Raw genomic sequence first — 16,840 nt, 5'->3', positions numbered from 1 at the left:
CCATATGTGGATAATTATAAATTCCCTATAAAACAGCAAAGTTTCAAAATTTACTCCTCAGAGCTGTTGATTAAAGCCTTTATTTGACAATCTATGCAACGGTTAATATAATGAAAACAAACTATTTTTTCCTTAAGAACTTTATGATTTCCTTCCGTTAAGGGGAGTAGCTATACAGTAAAGTCGTCAATACAGGATTTTTTCCTCGGCTTTATTGGCAGCGTATATACGTTGTTTGCGAGACCTTGCCTATTTTTGGCGAGGTCTTTTTCTATTTAAAAATCGATCTTCCACAATATTCTCTAGCCACTTTTATCTTTCAAACATGAAGGGAGACTGCATTTTGCCTCACTACAACACTCTAGCAGCTAGCGTCATCATAAATTGCGAAAAAAAGAAACAAACACTTATTGATTTTGACAAATCCCTCCGATTAATCGGAAAAGGGCGAAGCGCCTTTGTATTTAGAATCAAAAATACGAAGAAAGCAATGAAAGTCTTTTTTCCAGAGCATATTCACATTGCAAAAGAGGAAGCAGCGATTTACAGGAAAATCCAGCATATTCAATACTACCCTACACTTCATGAAGCTGGACCGAATTATTTGGTCATAGATTATATAGATGGCCACACTCTTTTTGATTGCTTAACCTGCGGCATCCCAATTTCTGAAGATAAAATTAGAGAAATTGATGATGCCCTACAATTAGCCAAACAAGAAGGGCTGAATCCTTCAGACATCCATCTGCGAAATATTTTTATTACCTCTAAAAAAGAGATTAAAATTATCGACGTTGCACGCTTTAGACAAACGAAAGCTTGTGAACAGTGGAATGATTTAAAAAACGCTTTCTATCGTTATTATACGAAAGCTTTTTTTCCTAAAAAGATTCCTGTTTTCATTTTGAATTTGATTGCGGGTATCTACAAGAAAAAAAACTCATTTAGAACAAAAAAACTTAACACTTTTCTCGCACTTTTTTACGGATTCCTTTAAGAATGTTAAAAGACAGGTGAACGTTGTGTCCATCCTGCCTTTAGAGGTTCTATTCCGATTAACTAACATATGCTTTTTCAAAAAAGGCTTGATAAATGGAGCGAACGGCATTTTCAACATCGGATTCCTTTACGCCAAACATCATGCTTACTTCAGAAGAACCTTGGTTAATCATTGCGATATTTACATTTGCGTTTTGGATCGCTGACACTGCTTTTGCGGCTACCCCAATCGTTTTGTTCATGGCTTCGCCAACAATCATAATCAATGCGATATTCCGCTCAATTTTTACCTTATCTGGCTCAAGTTCCGTTTGAATCCGATCAAATAGCCTTGCTTCTTTTTCTTCCGTAAGCTGCTTTGCACGCAAGATGACATTCAAGCTGTCGATGCCTGAAGGCGTATGCTCATAAGAAAGGCCTTCTTCTTCAAGGATTTGCAACAGCTTTCTGCCAAAGCCAATTTCCCGGTTCATTAAGTATTTTTCAACATAAATATTTAAAAAGCCGTTGTCGCTTGCGATACCGACGACAGGATTGCCATTTGTCCTTCTCTTCGCAACGATCATCGTTCCAGGCGCCTTTGGATTGTTTGTGTTTTTTACACAGACTGGTATTTTTGCCCGGAATGCAGGAGCTAGAGCTTCTTCATGAAAGACACCAAAGCCTGCGTATGAGAGCTCGCGCATTTCTTTATATGTTAATTCCGTAATTTCCTTCGGATGATCAACGATATTTGGGTTTACCGCATAAACCGAATCAACATCTGTGAAATTCTCGTACAAATCCGCTTTAAGAGCAGCGGCTAAAATGGCGCCGGTAATATCTGAACCGCCACGCGGGAACGTGACAAGATTCCCTTCCGGCGAATAACCGAAAAAGCCTGGGAAGATTACAATTCCCGTTTTTTCTCTTAATCTATATAAATGATCATATGACTCTTGAAGCACTTGCGCATTCCCAACTTCGTCACTGACAAGCAATCCTGCTTCTTTTGGATTTACATATTCTGCTTTTACACCGCAGCTTTGAAAATAACGTGCGATCAACTTCGCATTATTATCTTCCCCTCCTGCTTTGATGCAGTCGAGAAATCGTTCCGTGTCATCACTTAGCTGAAGGCGTGCTTGAAAGTCTTCCTCGATTTCAGCAACAATATCTTCTTCCAATTCCAATTGATCGGCAATGTCACGGTATCGCGCAATGACAGCTTCCAATTCTTTTTGCGCTTCGCCATATTGCAAATATTTTTCAGCAAGTGCAATTAGCAGATCCGTCGTCTTCACATCATCAGAAAAGCGTTTCCCAGGCGCTGATACAACAACGATTCTCCGCTCTTCATCAGATGTTACAATATCGAACACTTTACGTATTTGTTCCGCACTTGCGACAGATGAACCTCCGAATTTTGAAACTTTCACTTTTTTTCCCCCTTGACTTAAGCCGTCCATGTGTTTACTGATTATCTATTTTAACATAAAATGAACAAATGAAAAGTGTGAAAATAAATCATGTATTAATGAAGCGCTCATAAAACCTGCGTAAGCAAGAGCGATCCCAAAAAGATAAGTAAGAATAAAATAGTTTGTGAAATATACCCAGTTTCCTTCATTTAGCAAATTTAGCAATTCGAGCTTCATCGTTGAAAACGTTGTAAAAGCACCTAGAAAACCTATGCCGATTAAGAGATTGACAGTTGACGAGATTTGAAAGCCGACGAGAAGCCCAAGTACATAAGAACCAAGCAAATTAATGAACAACGTAGCATGCGGGAACGTCCCTTTAAAATTTTTTGTTAAAGTGTTCGTAACTTGGAAACGGGCAATCGCTCCAAAACAGCCGCCAATCGCAACGAGCAAATAATCCATTATCATGGCCTGCCTCCTTCTGCATCTAAACGCTTGCCTAGAAAGAAGCCGAGGATCGTCAATAAAAGGCCCCCTGCACTGCTTATTGCAATATAAGCGAAGGCTGCAGCAATGCCCTTATTTTGAAAAAGCAAGATCGTCTCAACGCTAAACGTAGAAAATGTAGTAAAAGAGCCTAAAAGCCCGGTTGTGACAGCTGTTTTGATTTTTTCTGATAACTCCCTTTTCCCCATGAAACGCGCCGTGAAAAAAGCAAGTAAAAAACAGCCTATCAAATTAGCCGCCAACGTTGCCTGGGGGAACGAACCTACTCTTGACGTGATCAAAAGGAAACTAAGGCCGTACCGAAGAACAGCACCTATTGCACCAGCAATGCCAACAAGGATCATAACAGGCATAAATGACATTCCTATCTTTCTTATATTTTCTTAACGATTACTAAGCCTACTTATTACTCTACGATATATATGAAATGTTCATCAACTTTCTGTGCATTTTTTACAGATGAATCTCCTCCACTTGAAGGTTTCCTAACGATTACATCTATGCCATTTCTGTAAGAAAAACGCTGGCGCGTCCTTCTTGGAAGTTGGATTTAATTAAATTGGCGACGTGCCAATTTATCTTTTCTTAAAAGGTTAGAGATAGAGGCGAGATTGGTTGAAATTTTGCGAAAGAGCAAATTTCAACCATATAGGGCAGCTTCTCACCGTTCAAGTTCAAATTAATAAATGGAACAAATTTTGATCGTTATTTATTTCTTTATACGGAAAGCCCTTTGCTTTTAGCCTTGAAATAAGCGGTTCATAATCTTCCCTGCATTTTAGTTCAATGCCAACAAGTGCCGGCCCGCTTTCACGATTGTTTTTCTTTGTGTATTCAAACCGTGTGATATCATCCTGCGGCCCAAGAACATCTTCCATAAACTCCCTAAGTGCTCCGGCCCTTTGCGGAAAGTTCACGATAAAATAATGCTTTAATCCTTCGTAAATCAATGATTTTTCTTTAATTTCCTGCATTCTTCCGATATCGTTGTTTCCTCCTGAGAGAATGCATACGACATTTTTCCCTTTAATTTTATCTTTATAAAAGTCAAGTGCAGCAATTGGAAGTGCGCCTGCTGGCTCAGCTACGATTGCATTATCATTATACAATTCGAGAATGGTTGTACATACTTTCCCTTCAGGAACGAGGACAATATCGTCAAGAATTTCTTTGCAAATCTCAAATGTTAAATTGCCGACCTGCTGCACGGCAGCTCCATCAACAAATTTATCGATAGAATCAAGGTGGACAACTTTGTCTTCAATTAGCGATTGGTTCATTCCAGGCGCTCCCAAAGGTTCAACACCGATTATTTTCGTCTCGGGATTAATGCTTTTTATATACGTGCCAACCCCAGCGGCAAGCCCCCCGCCTCCGATGCTTATAAAGACATAATCGGGAGGATGACCGATTTCGTTCATCACTTCCATGCCGACTGTTCCTTGCCCAACAATTGTCCTGCTGTCATCGAATGGATGAATAAATGTCATGCCATGGTCGTTGCAATACTGAATCGCTTTCTCGTAAGAGTCATCGAATGTATCGCCGGTAAGAATGACTTCCACATATTCCTCTCCAAAAAGCTTCACTTGCGAAACTTTTTGCCTCGGTGTTGTTGTAGGCATAAAGATTCTCCCTTGTATTTTTAACGCTTTGCAAGAATAGGCAACGCCTTGGGCATGGTTTCCGGCGCTTGCACAGACAACTCCTTTTCCCCGTTCCTCTTCGGAGAGGCTCTGGATAGAATGATATGCCCCTCTCAATTTAAATGACCGGACTTTTTGCAAATCCTCCCTCTTCAAGAATAAGTCGCACTCATATTTGTTAGAGAGAAGATCATTTCGCTGCAGCGGCGTTTTTGTAACGACGTCTTTCAGCTTTTGGTTTGCGATAATGATTTCTTCGATACTTACTTTGTTACTCATTTTGGTCCCTTCTTTTATCTTCATAGTCGATTCCTCTCTTTATCTTACAGAAGACTTCGCTCATATAAACGGAGTCGAACAGATAACTTTTTGTATCTTTTTATATTAACATATCTACGGTCATAGTAAAAAGCCGGCATCGCCAAACCGTTGCCGTTTTGGACAATGCCGACAAAGAAGCTATTCGCTATCCGTCACTTTTAATATGATTTTTCCAATATTCGCATTGGATTCCATATACTCATGCGCTTTTGCGGCATCTTTCCAGTCGAAGACGCTGTCGATAATTGGTTTGAGCCTTCCATCTTTAAACCGTTCCATCGCAAAATCAACAAAAGACTTTGTAAATTCGATTTTTGTTTCAGGCGATCTCGACCTTAGCGCCGTTCCGATAATTTGCAGCCTGCTCCGTAAAATAAAACCTAGATTTAAGTTATCGACGTGGATGCCACCCATTGTCCCGACAATGATTAACCGTCCGTCCACGGCAAGTGACCGAAGATTGTCTTGGAAATACGGGGCGCCAACGAAATCAAGAATAATATCAACGCCGCGCCCTTCTGTTTGCTCCTTCACCCACTCCCGGAAGGGACCGTTATTGTAATTCCAGCCTGCGGCAGCCCCCAGTTCGAGGCAGCGCTCAATCTTTTCGTCTGACCCTGCCGTTACAATAACCCGGGCGCCAGCCTCCCTTATGAGCTGAATCGCAGCTGTTCCAACACCGCTCGCGCCTGCATGGACGAGCACATCATCTCCTGCCTTTAATCTGCCAAGGATAAATAAATTGGAATAAGCGGTTAGAAACACTTCCGGGATGCCTGCCGCTTCTTCATAGCTTAAATTTTCCGGAATGATCATCGCCATCTCTGCCGGGATGGCGGCAAATTCTGCGTAGCCACCGCCAGGCAGCAATGCGCATACGCGATCACCCTTTTTTAATCGGGTAACATTCGGGCCGACTTCAGCGACTTCCCCTGCCGCTTCAAGCCCGAGAATATCCGATGCCCCTTTTGGCGGAGGGTACATTCCTTTTCGCTGCAACAAATCGGCACGATTCAATGCTGTCGCTTTCACCCGAATAAGAACTTCGCCGCTTTTTATTTCAGGTGTTTCACTTTCTCCGATATGTAATACGCCAGGATTTCCAGGTTCTTTCATAACAACTGCCTTCACGCAAAGTCACTCCTTCATTTTGTCAAAGTTTCATTATCTCTCTCTTATTTTAGGGCAACCTTTCACTGGACTCAAATAGCGAACTTCCGCCTTATGTTCTTTGCAGTGTCGGCCTTATTATGATTTCATTGACAGATACTCCTTCAGGCTGTTCAATGGCATAAATAATTGCGTCTGCGATATTTTTTGATTCAAGCGGCACTTCATTCGTCGAGGCCGCCCGTTTTTTCAAAATATGTAACGCATCTTCGTCTGTTATTGTTTGCCTTAATTCTGTCTTGACAGCACCAGGAGAGATGATTGTTGCACGAATATTAGCTGTCGGGGACAGTTCTTGCCTAAGCCCTTCTGTAATTGCACGGACGGCGAATTTCGTCCCACTGTAAACGGCGCTGCCAAAGCCAACTCTATGCCCTGCAACAGATGAAACATTAATGATATGGCCGCTGTTTTGCTTTTCCATGATGGGGACGGCTGCGGCAATCCCATATAGCACCCCTTTAATATTCACATCAATCATACGGTCCCATTCATCTACTTTTAACTTATTTAAAAATGACAGCGGCATAATGCCGGCATTATTCACCCAGACGTCGATTTTCCCAAATTCAGAAACTGCAAAATGAGCGAGCTCCTTTACTTGGCCAAATGAAGACACATCTGTCTTAAAACTGATTGCCTCGCCGCCTTTTTCACGGATTTGCTTTCCCATTTCTTCAAGCCTGTCTTCTCTTCTCGCTGCCAGCACAACCTTTGCTCCTTTGGCTGCAGCAGCCACAGCCGTTGCTTCGCCAATTCCGCTGCTTGCTCCGGTAATGACAATTACTTTATTCTCCAATCCGTCCACCCCCAGCTTAATGATGTCCCTCTCCTTATTTTACAGCTGTAACTATATGTTTTCAAATTGTTTCAATTTTTCCGCCAATGAAAAATCCACGTCTATCCACTGGCTATTCCCTATACGATTTCTAGCCGTTTTCATATGTTATTAGTGCGATGAATTATTGAAGCGTATGAAAGGAGGAACATGCGTGTCAGCTGACCATTATTACAATCTCTGCTGCAAAAACGTCGGAGTGCCAGTAGAAATTACTTGCCATGACGGCACGGTTCATAGAGGAATCATCGACCGAGTTGATCGGACACATGTTTATTTGCGTCCATTTGACGGGGGGCCTGGCCTCGACGGACCCGGAACTTATTATTGGGGATGGGGTTGGGGCTTTGGTGCCGGCATTGCTTTAGGCGCCATTGGAACATTAGCTTTCCTTCCATGGTTTTGGTGGTAAAAAATTCCGCCCCCTCTCTTTAAAATTGAAGGGGGCTATTATATTGCAGTTCATAGTTCGACCGGCTTTACATTTTCATCACCTTTTAAATGAGTAATAAAATCGACAAGGAGCTGGATCTCTTGTTCCATGTCGAGAAAGCTCGCTGTTTCGACAGGCGAGTGCATATATCTTAATGGAAGGGATACGAGAGCGATCGGCACGCCTTTTCCAGTTAAACGCAATTGATCGGCATCAGTGCCTGTCTTCCTTGGCGTCAATTCGTATTGCAATGATAAATTGAGCCGTTCCGCACTTTGTTCAAGCAAGCGATTGATTTTACGGTTGATCGGGGCTCCATTGGCTAGGACTGGCCCTTTTTCCAAATCAACTTCACCATGCTTCGCCCTGTTGACACTCGGATAATCAGTGGCAAATGTGACATCAACCGCAATGGCCATTGTTGGTTTGACGGATGAACCCGCAAAATAAGCGCCTCCCATATTGGTCTCTTCATTTACAGTGCTTGCAGCAAATACGCCAACGTTCAACTGTTGAGGATGTAACCGTTTCAATACTTCCGCGATGATAAAGGCACCTGTGCGGTTATCAAGGCCTCTTCCTGAGATGCGCTCATTGATTAAAAGTTCCGGTTCTCGCTTATAAACAGCAACGTCGCCAATTTTGACGTACTCGGATGCTTCGTATTTATTTTTCGCTCCGATATCAATAAAAAGGTCATGAAACTTAAAATCGTCCTTGATCCCCCCATGGTGCTCGGCATTCGCGCCAACCACCCCTGTTATGCGTTTCTCTCCGAGAAATTCTACCTTCATCCCAATGGCCGGCTTATGGCTAATTCCGCCGAGTTTTTCGACAAAAATAAATCCTTTGTCATCGATTCTTTTGACGAGAAACCCAATCTCGTCACAATGGCCGGCTAACAAAATTTTAAAATCCGCATCAGGATTAACTGACGCAATCGCGTTTCCCGCATAGTCGGTTTGAATGTGATCTGCAAACGGCTTGACATAATTGATCCATTTTTTCTGAATGTCCATTTCAAATCCTGAAGGCGACGGGGTGCTTAGCAATTCAAGCAAAAATTGTTTCGATTCGTTTTCCAATCGGGAACCTCCTCAAATCCTTTTCGTCCGATTATATCAAATTTACCTATCGGAATAACAATTGAAAGCTTGCCCCGAGATAAGGCAAGCTTTCATTTATCATTTTACTTTGCGGCGGAAGATGCACCAGCTATCGCATCAATTGCAGCCTTCGCGATTTTTTCGTTATGTGTATACGAATCTCCGTACAGGAATGCAGTTCTTGTTGCCCGTTTAAAGAATAGATGCATATCATTTTCCCATGTAAAGCCGATTCCGCCTTGCATTTGAATCGCATCTCCTGTCACTTTTTTAGCGGCAGAGGACGCATAAGATTTTGCGATCGAGACACTTAATTCCGCTTCAGGATCTCCGCTTTCAAGCGCCCAAGCAGCGTATTCGACTGCAGACTTCGCGCTTTCCACTTTTAAGTACATTTCGGCCGCCATATGCTTTAGCGCTTGGAACTTCGCGATAACAACACCAAATTGCTTGCGTTCCTTCGTATATTCGACCGTGTCATACAACGCTCTCTCTGAACTCCCAACCATTTCGGAAGCCGCGAGAAGTGCTCCAAGCTGTTTTACTTTATTCATTAACTGATGGCCTGTTCCCATTCCGATTCCCTTTACAATATTAGCGTTTGACAGGGGATAATTATTTATCGCCACATCATAGATTGGGTATGTTTCGTCTGTTCCCGGCAGTTTTCTCAAGCTTACTGAAGGATGGTCCTTGCTTATGACTACGACTGTTTCTTCTTCCTGCGGCGTATTTCCTTTGCCTGAAATTCTAACTGAAGCGATAATTTGATCAGCATCCGCCGCAAAAGGGACTTCACATAATTTACCGGAAAGCGAGTACCCGTCTTCCGTAGCAAATGCTTCCGCACTTTCCGGACGCCAAGCAATTGTAAGCATTTCGTTCCCAGCTTCAACCTTTTCAATGAGATCCCCGTGCTGTTTGCACGTTTTGAGCGCATATAACCCTGCTACATTTTCAAGAAGAGGATATGGCAGCAGCGCGCGGCCAGCTTCTTGGGCGATAAGGATGGCATACGTTACGCCTGTAACCTCTTCGCCATTCGGTTCAAGAATGCCTAAAAGGCCTTGGTTTCCAAATAATTCTTTTATTTTATTGGAAACCGTTTGTTCCTCCATAAATTTCCGCACATCTTCTGTTTGACAATGTTTCTCCAACATGTTTCTGACACTTTTTTGCACCATTTTTTCTTCTTCTGTAAATCCAAAAAACATGGTAAGCCTCACCTCACTTAGGCATGCCAAGAATCATCTCGGCAATGATATTTTTTTGTATTTGTGTAGAGCCGGCATAAATGGTCGCACCGCGAGAAGTATAGTAAATATCTTGCATTTTTCCACGTCCAACACTCTCTACTCCCCAGTAAGGAGCCTCTTCACCGAGCACTTCCATGGCAACCTCACCGAGTTCCACATGCATTGTCGTCCAAAACAACTTTTGAAGGGAAGATTCTGGCCCAAGTTTTCCTTCATTTAAAAGTTGGCTAATTGTTTTTAAACCGTGAAAACGCAATATTTTTATTTCGTTAAAAACTTCAACCATTTTCTGCCTGTAATATGGATTATCGATTGCTAAAGTGCCATCTGCCAGGCGTTTTTCACTAGCAAGCTTTACCAATTCATTGAATTCATTTTGGAAACGGACTTGTCTGCCAAGTGCGAGAGTGCCGCGCTCAAATCCAAGTGTGCCCATTGCAACTTTCCAACCGTTGTTCACGCCTCCAACAACATTTTCCTTTGGAATTCTCACATTATCAAAAAAGACTTCGTTGAAGTCTCTATTTTCATTTAATTGTACGAGCGGACGGACGGATACACCCGGGCTGTCCATCGGCACAAGAAAGAATGAGATTCCCTTATGTTTTGGCGCCTCCTGATCGGTACGGGCCAATACGAAACACCAATCAGAATGATGGGCGTAGCTTGTCCACACTTTCTGTCCATTGATAACCCACTCATCGCCATCCAGTTCAGCCCTTGTCTGCAGCGCCGCCAGGTCGGAACCTGCATTTGGTTCTGAAAAACCTTGGCACCACACTTCGTCGCCGCGCAGAAGCGGAGGCAGAAATCGTTTCTTTTGCTCTTCTGAACCAAATTGAAGCAACGTTGGGCCTAGGAGCAATTTTCCTAGCACATTCACTCCAGAGGGCGCATTTAATTTTCCAGCTTCTTCATCGAAAATAATTTCTTCCACATGGGTTAATCCTTGGCCGCCGTATTCCTTCGGCCATGAAATTCCTGCATAGCCGCCTTCATACAGCTTCCGGTCCCATTCCCGTTTAAATTTGCCCATTTCTTCTTCTGTTCTCGGCATTTCAAATTCTGGGGTTCCCCAACCTTTTGGAATATTTTCAAGCAGCCATTCCCGTGCACGCGCCCGGTACGCTTCCTGTTCTGGTGTAAAAGATAAATCCACTGCACTTCACCTCATTTTTTAATATTTCAAACTACTATACAACACCGCATTCAATATTGATGATGATGTAGCGAATGGTTTCCTATTTTGGCCAAACTCTAAATGTTCCTGTTGCCTTTGCGACAAGGTCACCGTCTTCATCGCGGACGGCGCATTCCAACACGGCAAGGCTTCTGCCCATTTGTATTAATTCGGTTTCAGCAATTAGTTTTTCCCCTGTTCCACCTTTTAAATAATGAATATTCAAATCAACTGTCACTTGTCGCGTCAATTCGCCGGGATAGCATATGTAGAGTGTTCTCCCCATGGCATTATCAATAAATGTCGCTGTGACCCCACCGTGAATGATGCCAATACCGTTGTACATTTCCCAACGAATAGGAAGAATCGAGATCGTGGATCTCTCACTTTTTTTCTCTAAACTCATATTGAAGAAGCCTCTAATGACTTTTCCTTCTGGCCCGCTTTTTCCTGAAAACCCTTTATCAAGAATAGCCATATAATGATAAAGGCTTTCTAATTGTTCTGGTGAAAACCGATCGATCATCTCCTTCAAATGGTTTCTATCTTCGTATGTCCCCATCACTATTCCCATATTTTTCTTCCCTTCTATCTTAAATCAAACCAAACAACGATGCTTAACTGTTTTTTTGCTATAATTATTTAGCTGTTTCTGCTAAAAAACTAACGAGGCAGGCCTTTTTATAAACTTGGTTATAGTATACAAAATTATCTAAAAACTTTCAAAAAGTTTTTTAGAAATATTTATTTTGAAAGCTCAAAATAAAATCCCTCCGGTTTAAAGGAGGGTTGGAGTTATTGCGAAGGCTTCAAAACCAACTTGCCCCAAGTTTTGCGGCTGCCAAGCATATTCAATGCTTCCGGCAACTTCTCGAAAGCAAATTCGCGGTAAATAAGCGGTTTTATCTTCCCTTCCTCATAGAGCTCGATAAGCTTTTTGTGATTCTCTTTCACGCCTTCTGGATACAGCTTTCTGAATAGCCCCCAATGCACACCGACAATCGAATAGTTTTTCACAAGCGCATGGTTTGCCGGGGCTTCCGGAATTCGTCCGCCTGCAAATCCAATGACGAGAAGCCTTCCGTCAAATGCAATACATTTTCGCGACTTGTCGAACGTATCGCCGCCGACCGGATCGTAAATGACATCGGCACCCCGTCCATTTGTTTCTTTTTTGACAATATCTATAAAGTCTTCTTTCAAGTAATCAATTACAACATCAGCGCCGAGCTCACGGCAGACGTTTGTTTTTTCTGGCCCTCCGGCAGTTGCGATCACCTTTGCACCTGCTGCCTTGCCAAGTTGTATTGCTGACGAGCCAACGCCGCCCGCTCCCGCATGAACTAGCAGAACTTCGCCTTCCTTCAATTGGGCGCGATAATGCAATGCGTAATATGTAGTATGGTACGTGACGAACATAGCAGCCGCTTCATTCCAAGTCATCGAATCTGAAATTTCATAGACGGTGTCTTCATCTACAGCCACGTATTCGGCAAAACCTCCGTTCGGAAGTTTTGGTTGTGTAATGACACGCTGTCCTACTTTGAGGTTGCTTCCTTCTGGAGTCTCTACGATTGTTCCTGAAATTTCAGCCCCTGGCGTAAATGGAAGGGCCGGCTTTTCCTGATATTTCCCCTGACACAGCAAAATATCAAAGAAGTTAAGCGCAGAAGCTTCCACTTTGATAAGCACTTGCCCTTTTGAAATGGCCGGCTTTTCAACCTCAACAATTTGAAGCGCTTCCTCGGGATCTGCCAATTGTGTGACTTGCCATGCTCTCATTGTTAACTACCCCCTTAGTATTCTCCCTTTTACTCTATCAATATTTGAAAAAATAGTAAATGAAAATTTCAGAATAAAACAAGACTTCCGTCATCTATGGATTGCTGACGGAACGGACTTTATTTAAACGATTGAATGGCTGCATCCGCTAATGACGCAATGACCATATCATCCATTGGAGGATTATGCAGCCCCGCGCGGACATCTCTGTAATAGCGCTGCATCGGGCTTGATTGTGACAAACTTCTTGCTCCGACAATGCGCATCGCTTGATCAACAATATCTACGGCACTATTCGTTGCGATATATTTTGCCACTTGCAGCTGCGGCGCCATCCGGTCGCGCTTCTCTGGATCTTCATCCCATTTTTGTGCGGCTGCATAGAGCAATTGGCGTGCTTGGCTTAATTTCAGCTCAATTTCGCCGATTTGCCGTTTGACATTCGGTATCTCACTGATTGTTCCCGTAATGCTGTTCGGACTGTAACTCGTCGCAAACCGGAGAGCTTCATTTCTTGCAGCTAGCGCAATGCCAAGATAGCAAGCCGGGATGTGAAGGAGCCAGCCGCTTGCCTTCACTTTCCGTTTATTGCGATTTTCTTCAACAAGATAGTCTTCAGGAACTGCAGCATCGTTTAAAATTAAATCATGGCTTCCGCTCCCTCTCATGGCAACGGAATCCCAAGTTTCTACAATCATTACCCCGTCAGTATCCCTCGGAATCAGAAATTCACCAACTTCATCACTTCCATCAACTGTTGCTGCTACAAGGAAGTAATTTAAGACTGGTGACATTGTTGTAAATGTTTTTCTCCCAGTAATTAGCCAAGCTCCGTCTTTCTTAACAGCGGTAGTCTCCGGTTTGCCGCCTCTTGTCGGACTTCCCGTTTTCGGCTCTGTTGCGGCGCGGTTCAAAAGAGCACCTGTTTTTACTACATTTCTGCAAACTTCAGCGAAAACTTCCTCTTTCCATGGCCTGCGTTCATTCAAGTCCATCATTACTCCAAGGGACCACCCTAGCCCAAGTGCTGTCGAACCATCAGCTTGTGCAAGCTTCTCTTGAAACAGAACGAGGTCATAAAGTGAAATGTCCCCACCGCCATATTCTTTAGGAACCGTTAGGCCCGGATATCCAATCTTTTTTAAATCATTAATATTTTCAAAAGGAAATGAGCCTTCTTTGTCTACTTCTGCCCCACGCTCTTTAAATGTGTTTTCAAGTTGGTCTAACTTTTCGTAGATTTGTTTTTGTTTTTCCGTTTTTATAAAAATTTCTTCGAGTACCGGCATTGTTCCACATCCTTGTTAAAAGTTAAAATTGTCCGGGTCAGCTCCAAGCCGCTTATTTTTATTCATCGCATCAATTTCCGCGATGTCTTGCTCGGTTAATTCAAAATCAAAAATATTAGCGTTTTCTTTCATCCGATGATCGGTTACCGACTTCGGAATTGTCACAATTTGAAGCTGTATATTCCACCGCAAAATAATTTGTGCGACTGTTTTATTATATTTTTCTGCAAGCCCAGCCAGTGTCGGGTGATCAAAGTTTTCACCTCTCATCAACGGCCTCCATGCCTCGACTTGAATGTTTTGCTTTTTACAATAATGAAGAAGTTCTTTTTGAGTGAGCATTGGATGGAGCTCAACTTGGTTAACCATTGGCTTAATGCTGCAATCAGCCATTAGATCTTCAAGATGATGGATTTGAAAGTTACTAACGCCGATTGCCCGTACCATACCATCCTTGTAAAGCTTTTCAAGCGCTTTCCATGTCTCTTTATATTTCCCTTTTACAGGCCAATGAATCAAATACAAGTCAATATAGTCAAAGCCAAGGTTTTTCCTGCTTTGTTCAAATGCGGCTAATGTAGATTCATAGCCTTGCGCATCGTTCCATACTTTTGTCGTGACAAATATCTTTTCTCTCGGGATGCCTGATTCGGAGACAGCTCTTCCGACTCCTTGCTCATTTCCGTAAAAAGCAGCCGTATCAATGCTTCGGTACCCGTATGAAAGAGCTGTTTTCACCGCATTTTCCACTTCCTCGCCCTCGTTTACCTGATAGACGCCCAAACCAAGATAAGGCATTTTTACCCCGTTATGTAGTGTCGCAACATCCTTTATATTCACTTCCCAAACCTCCTCGCTTTTTCACTACTAACATCGTAATATAGTTCGGTTTGCAACGCAAAGCAGAAGACATTCACTCTCTCACGCGAATGCCTTCTCCCTTTATTAAAGAAAGTCTAAATTTCCTCATTCGAAAATTTAGACCAATCTGGCTTCTTATTCGTATTCCCCAAGAATTTCAACAGCTTTTTCCGTTATTGACGTATCAATTGCGTCTTCGAAATTCAATTCGCCTTTTATCGCACCGTTTTGTTTGTATACGTTGTATTGATTTTTAATATCTTCGATAAACATTCTTCCATTTGGATCAAGACCTGTCACATTGACCTTTTTCCATACTTCTTTATCTTTCAATGACGTATGTTTCGTCATAATGTCAATGATCTCATCGAGATCGCCTTTTCCCTTTACGAAAGCATCGTTGTAATCTCGCACACCTTTCAAATATGCGGCCATAAAGCGAAGTGCCACTTCCTCTTCGTCCTCTAAAAACTTCGGAGATGAAAGCACCATCGCAATTTGTGCTTCCGGAGCGTAGTCTGTTGCATCACCGAACTTGACATGAACGTTTTGCGAGATTCCCTGTGTCAACAACGGCTCAATTTGAAGCGCGGCATCTATCGAACCGTTTCCGATTGCCGCGAGCATGTTTCCAAAGTCAGCCATAAGGACAAATTCAACATCATCTCTTGTCAACCCGCCATGTGCAAGCATTTGTTCAAAGATATAATCGTCTACTCCATTCTTTGTTGAGACGGCGATTTTTTTTCCTTTAAAATCTTCGTAGCCCTTCATTTCATCTTCCAAATCCTTTGCAATGACGAATGAAAAATAAGACTTGCCCGGATTGTTATGGCCTTTGTCCGCGATCATTCTTACATCGATGCCCTGCGCAATGGAGTTAAAAAATGCCGCGGTCGATACTCCGCCTGCCACATCAACTTTTCCAGCCGCAACTGCCGGCAGCATATCATCCGAGTTCGCAAATGTCGCAAATTCAACTTCTATGTTGTAATCAGCAAAATATCCTTTTTCCTTCGCGATATAGAAACCGGCCCCTGATGCAGCGCCGTCTTCAGCAATGACGACTTTTGTTTTTTTCTCAAGCGGCTCCAAATCCCCTGCTTTACTTGCCGGCTGCTTCTCCTTTTGCTCGGGTTCCTCCGCAGCCGGTGCGCCCCCACTGTTCGAACAACCAGCAATAACGGCCAGTAAGAAAAACATGAAAAGAGCGAAACACTTGCTCATTTTCCCTTTCATTTACCAAAACACCCTTTCCCGCTTAAATTAAGCCCTTGCCTTTTGGACTTCTGTCTGCAAATGCTGCCAAATTTCAACGAACTGTTCCGCTACATCGGGGTTAGATCGAATTTCTTCGACACTCCTTGGCCGAGGGAACGTGATTTGTTTATCGGCAACGATTTTTCCAGGCTGTGAACTCATTAAAAGAATACGATCGCTAAGTAAAAGTGCTTCATCGATACTATGTGTAATAAACAAGACTGTTTTTTTCGTCTCCGTCCAAATGTTTAGCAGCTCCTCTTGCAAAAGATATTTATTCTGTTCATCCAACGCTGCAAACGGCTCATCCATCAGCAAAATTTCCGGATCGTTGGCGAATGCTCTCGCGATGCTGACCCTTTGCTTCATTCCGCCCGACAACTCTTTCGGATACCGTTTTGAAAAATCCCTTAGCCCTACCTTTTCTATAAAATATTCCGTGCGTTCCGCGACATACGATTTTGGCAAATGGCGCATCGTAAGCCCAAATGCAACATTTTCCTCGACCGTTAACCAAGGAATAACCCCTTTTTCTTGAAAAACCATTGATTGCAAAGGCCTCTCCTTATCAGACTGAACAATGGTATACTCGCCTGAGCTTGGTTTTTCAAGTCCAGCTAAAATTTTCAAAAGCGTTGTTTTTCCGCAGCCTGATGGGCCGATAAGGCAAACAAACTCACCGTCTTTAACGTCAGCCGTAATATTTTTTATAGCTGTGATACTGTTTCCTTTTTTATAAAAAACTTTCGTTAAATCATCCATGACGATTTTCGTTTCATGTTCCATCCT

The 16,840-nt window shown here is 42.8% G+C and carries 17 protein-coding genes; 2 read left to right on the top strand and 15 right to left on the bottom strand.

The genetic code is table 11. The features are described 5' to 3' along the window. Positions 1 to 343: 343 nt before the first annotated feature. Entirely contained in the window at positions 344 to 997 is a 654-nt protein-coding gene (locus DCC39_RS11050; protein WP_240613610.1) for a protein kinase domain-containing protein, read from the top strand. Positions 998 to 1,055: 58 nt separating this feature from the next. Here DCC39_RS11050 and DCC39_RS11045 read toward each other — a convergent pair whose 3' ends face one another. The 6 genes from DCC39_RS11045 to DCC39_RS11020 form a co-directional block, all read right to left on the bottom strand. Continuing rightward, positions 1,056 to 2,417: an aspartate kinase gene (locus DCC39_RS11045; protein ID WP_116554956.1), complete on the bottom strand. Its 1,362-nt coding sequence runs from the start codon at positions 2,415 to 2,417 to the stop codon at positions 1,056 to 1,058. A 45-nt stretch (positions 2,418 to 2,462) separates the two neighbouring features. Further along, positions 2,463 to 2,870 (bottom strand): fluoride efflux transporter FluC, encoded by a 408-nt coding sequence (locus DCC39_RS11040; protein ID WP_240613609.1) that lies wholly within the window; start codon positions 2,868 to 2,870, stop codon positions 2,463 to 2,465. Continuing rightward, entirely contained in the window at positions 2,867 to 3,262 is a 396-nt protein-coding gene (gene crcB / locus DCC39_RS11035; protein WP_116554955.1) for a fluoride efflux transporter CrcB, read from the bottom strand. Before crcB ends, DCC39_RS11040 begins: the two co-directional genes overlap by 4 nt. A gap of 321 nt (positions 3,263 to 3,583) precedes the next feature. Next, complete coding sequence (gene ilvA / locus DCC39_RS11030; RefSeq protein WP_205948499.1) at positions 3,584 to 4,834, bottom strand: threonine ammonia-lyase IlvA; 1,251 nt, start codon at positions 4,832 to 4,834, stop codon at positions 3,584 to 3,586. Positions 4,835 to 5,014: 180 nt separating this feature from the next. Continuing rightward, a complete protein-coding gene (locus DCC39_RS11025) occupies positions 5,015 to 6,007 on the bottom strand; it encodes an NAD(P)H-quinone oxidoreductase (RefSeq protein WP_116554953.1) in 993 nt (330 codons plus the stop codon). A gap of 91 nt (positions 6,008 to 6,098) precedes the next feature. Then, a complete protein-coding gene (locus tag DCC39_RS11020) occupies positions 6,099 to 6,854 on the bottom strand; it encodes an SDR family oxidoreductase (RefSeq protein WP_116554952.1) in 756 nt (251 codons plus the stop codon). Between the two features lie 184 nt (positions 6,855 to 7,038). Between DCC39_RS11020 and DCC39_RS11015 the strand changes: the two genes are divergently transcribed. Further along, the gene (locus tag DCC39_RS11015) at positions 7,039 to 7,296 is read left to right on the top strand and encodes a hypothetical protein (RefSeq protein ID WP_116554951.1); all 258 of its coding nucleotides are present in this window, start codon (positions 7,039 to 7,041) and stop codon (positions 7,294 to 7,296) included. A 50-nt stretch (positions 7,297 to 7,346) separates the two neighbouring features. On the opposite strand, the gene DCC39_RS11010 is transcribed toward DCC39_RS11015, so the two are convergent. From DCC39_RS11010 to DCC39_RS10970, 9 genes are all read right to left on the bottom strand, one after another. Beyond that, on the bottom strand, positions 7,347 to 8,402 hold the full coding sequence (locus DCC39_RS11010; protein ID WP_240613608.1) for a zinc-binding metallopeptidase family protein: 1,056 nt from the start codon (positions 8,400 to 8,402) through the stop codon (positions 7,347 to 7,349). Between the two features lie 104 nt (positions 8,403 to 8,506). Beyond that, positions 8,507 to 9,637, bottom strand: a complete 1,131-nt coding sequence (locus DCC39_RS11005) for an acyl-CoA dehydrogenase family protein (RefSeq protein ID WP_116554950.1) — start codon at positions 9,635 to 9,637, stop codon at positions 8,507 to 8,509. A gap of 13 nt (positions 9,638 to 9,650) precedes the next feature. Continuing rightward, on the bottom strand, positions 9,651 to 10,838 hold the full coding sequence (locus DCC39_RS11000; RefSeq protein WP_116554949.1) for an acyl-CoA dehydrogenase: 1,188 nt from the start codon (positions 10,836 to 10,838) through the stop codon (positions 9,651 to 9,653). Positions 10,839 to 10,920: 82 nt separating this feature from the next. Further along, the gene (locus DCC39_RS10995) at positions 10,921 to 11,433 is read right to left on the bottom strand and encodes a PaaI family thioesterase (RefSeq protein ID WP_116554948.1); all 513 of its coding nucleotides are present in this window, start codon (positions 11,431 to 11,433) and stop codon (positions 10,921 to 10,923) included. A 221-nt stretch (positions 11,434 to 11,654) separates the two neighbouring features. Continuing rightward, positions 11,655 to 12,641, bottom strand: coding sequence for an NADPH:quinone oxidoreductase family protein (locus tag DCC39_RS10990; RefSeq protein WP_116554947.1), 987 nt, complete (start codon positions 12,639 to 12,641; stop codon positions 11,655 to 11,657). 119 nt (positions 12,642 to 12,760) lie between these two features. Then, positions 12,761 to 13,930 (bottom strand): acyl-CoA dehydrogenase family protein, encoded by a 1,170-nt coding sequence (locus tag DCC39_RS10985; protein ID WP_116554946.1) that lies wholly within the window; start codon positions 13,928 to 13,930, stop codon positions 12,761 to 12,763. 15 nt (positions 13,931 to 13,945) lie between these two features. Continuing rightward, entirely contained in the window at positions 13,946 to 14,728 is a 783-nt protein-coding gene (locus tag DCC39_RS10980; protein WP_116554962.1) for an aldo/keto reductase, read from the bottom strand. 198 nt (positions 14,729 to 14,926) lie between these two features. Beyond that, the gene (locus tag DCC39_RS10975) at positions 14,927 to 16,030 is read right to left on the bottom strand and encodes an ABC transporter substrate-binding protein (protein WP_240613607.1); all 1,104 of its coding nucleotides are present in this window, start codon (positions 16,028 to 16,030) and stop codon (positions 14,927 to 14,929) included. Between the two features lie 27 nt (positions 16,031 to 16,057). Further along, positions 16,058 to 16,837 (bottom strand): ABC transporter ATP-binding protein, encoded by a 780-nt coding sequence (locus DCC39_RS10970; protein ID WP_116554945.1) that lies wholly within the window; start codon positions 16,835 to 16,837, stop codon positions 16,058 to 16,060. Between the last annotated feature and the right edge of the window lie 3 nt (positions 16,838 to 16,840).

The sequence above is a fragment of the Pueribacillus theae genome, from assembly GCF_003097615.1.
GTDB lineage: Bacteria > Bacillota > Bacilli > Bacillales > UBA6769 > Pueribacillus > Pueribacillus theae.
Note: the sequence above shows the minus strand (reverse complement) of the source record. Positions and strands in the feature narration are given on the sequence as shown.

What these genes read in the sequence shown, in the direction of transcription:
- DCC39_RS10980 (WP_116554962.1), bottom strand. Translation starts at nt 14,728, where the DNA reads ATGCCTTATCTTGGTTTGGGCGTCTATCAGGTAAACGAGGGCGAGGAA.
- DCC39_RS10970 (WP_116554945.1), bottom strand. Translation starts at nt 16,837, where the DNA reads ATGGAACATGAAACGAAAATCGTCATGGATGATTTAACGAAAGTTTTT.
- ilvA (WP_205948499.1), bottom strand. Translation starts at nt 4,834, where the DNA reads ATGAGTAACAAAGTAAGTATCGAAGAAATCATTATCGCAAACCAAAAG.
- DCC39_RS10975 (WP_240613607.1), bottom strand. Translation starts at nt 16,030, where the DNA reads ATGAAAGGGAAAATGAGCAAGTGTTTCGCTCTTTTCATGTTTTTCTTA.
- DCC39_RS11005 (WP_116554950.1), bottom strand. Translation starts at nt 9,637, where the DNA reads ATGTTTTTTGGATTTACAGAAGAAGAAAAAATGGTGCAAAAAAGTGTC.
- DCC39_RS10995 (WP_116554948.1), bottom strand. Translation starts at nt 11,433, where the DNA reads ATGGGAATAGTGATGGGGACATACGAAGATAGAAACCATTTGAAGGAG.
- DCC39_RS10990 (WP_116554947.1), bottom strand. Translation starts at nt 12,641, where the DNA reads ATGAGAGCATGGCAAGTCACACAATTGGCAGATCCCGAGGAAGCGCTT.
- DCC39_RS10985 (WP_116554946.1), bottom strand. Translation starts at nt 13,930, where the DNA reads ATGCCGGTACTCGAAGAAATTTTTATAAAAACGGAAAAACAAAAACAA.
- DCC39_RS11040 (WP_240613609.1), bottom strand. Translation starts at nt 2,870, where the DNA reads ATGATAATGGATTATTTGCTCGTTGCGATTGGCGGCTGTTTTGGAGCG.
- crcB (WP_116554955.1), bottom strand. Translation starts at nt 3,262, where the DNA reads ATGCCTGTTATGATCCTTGTTGGCATTGCTGGTGCAATAGGTGCTGTT.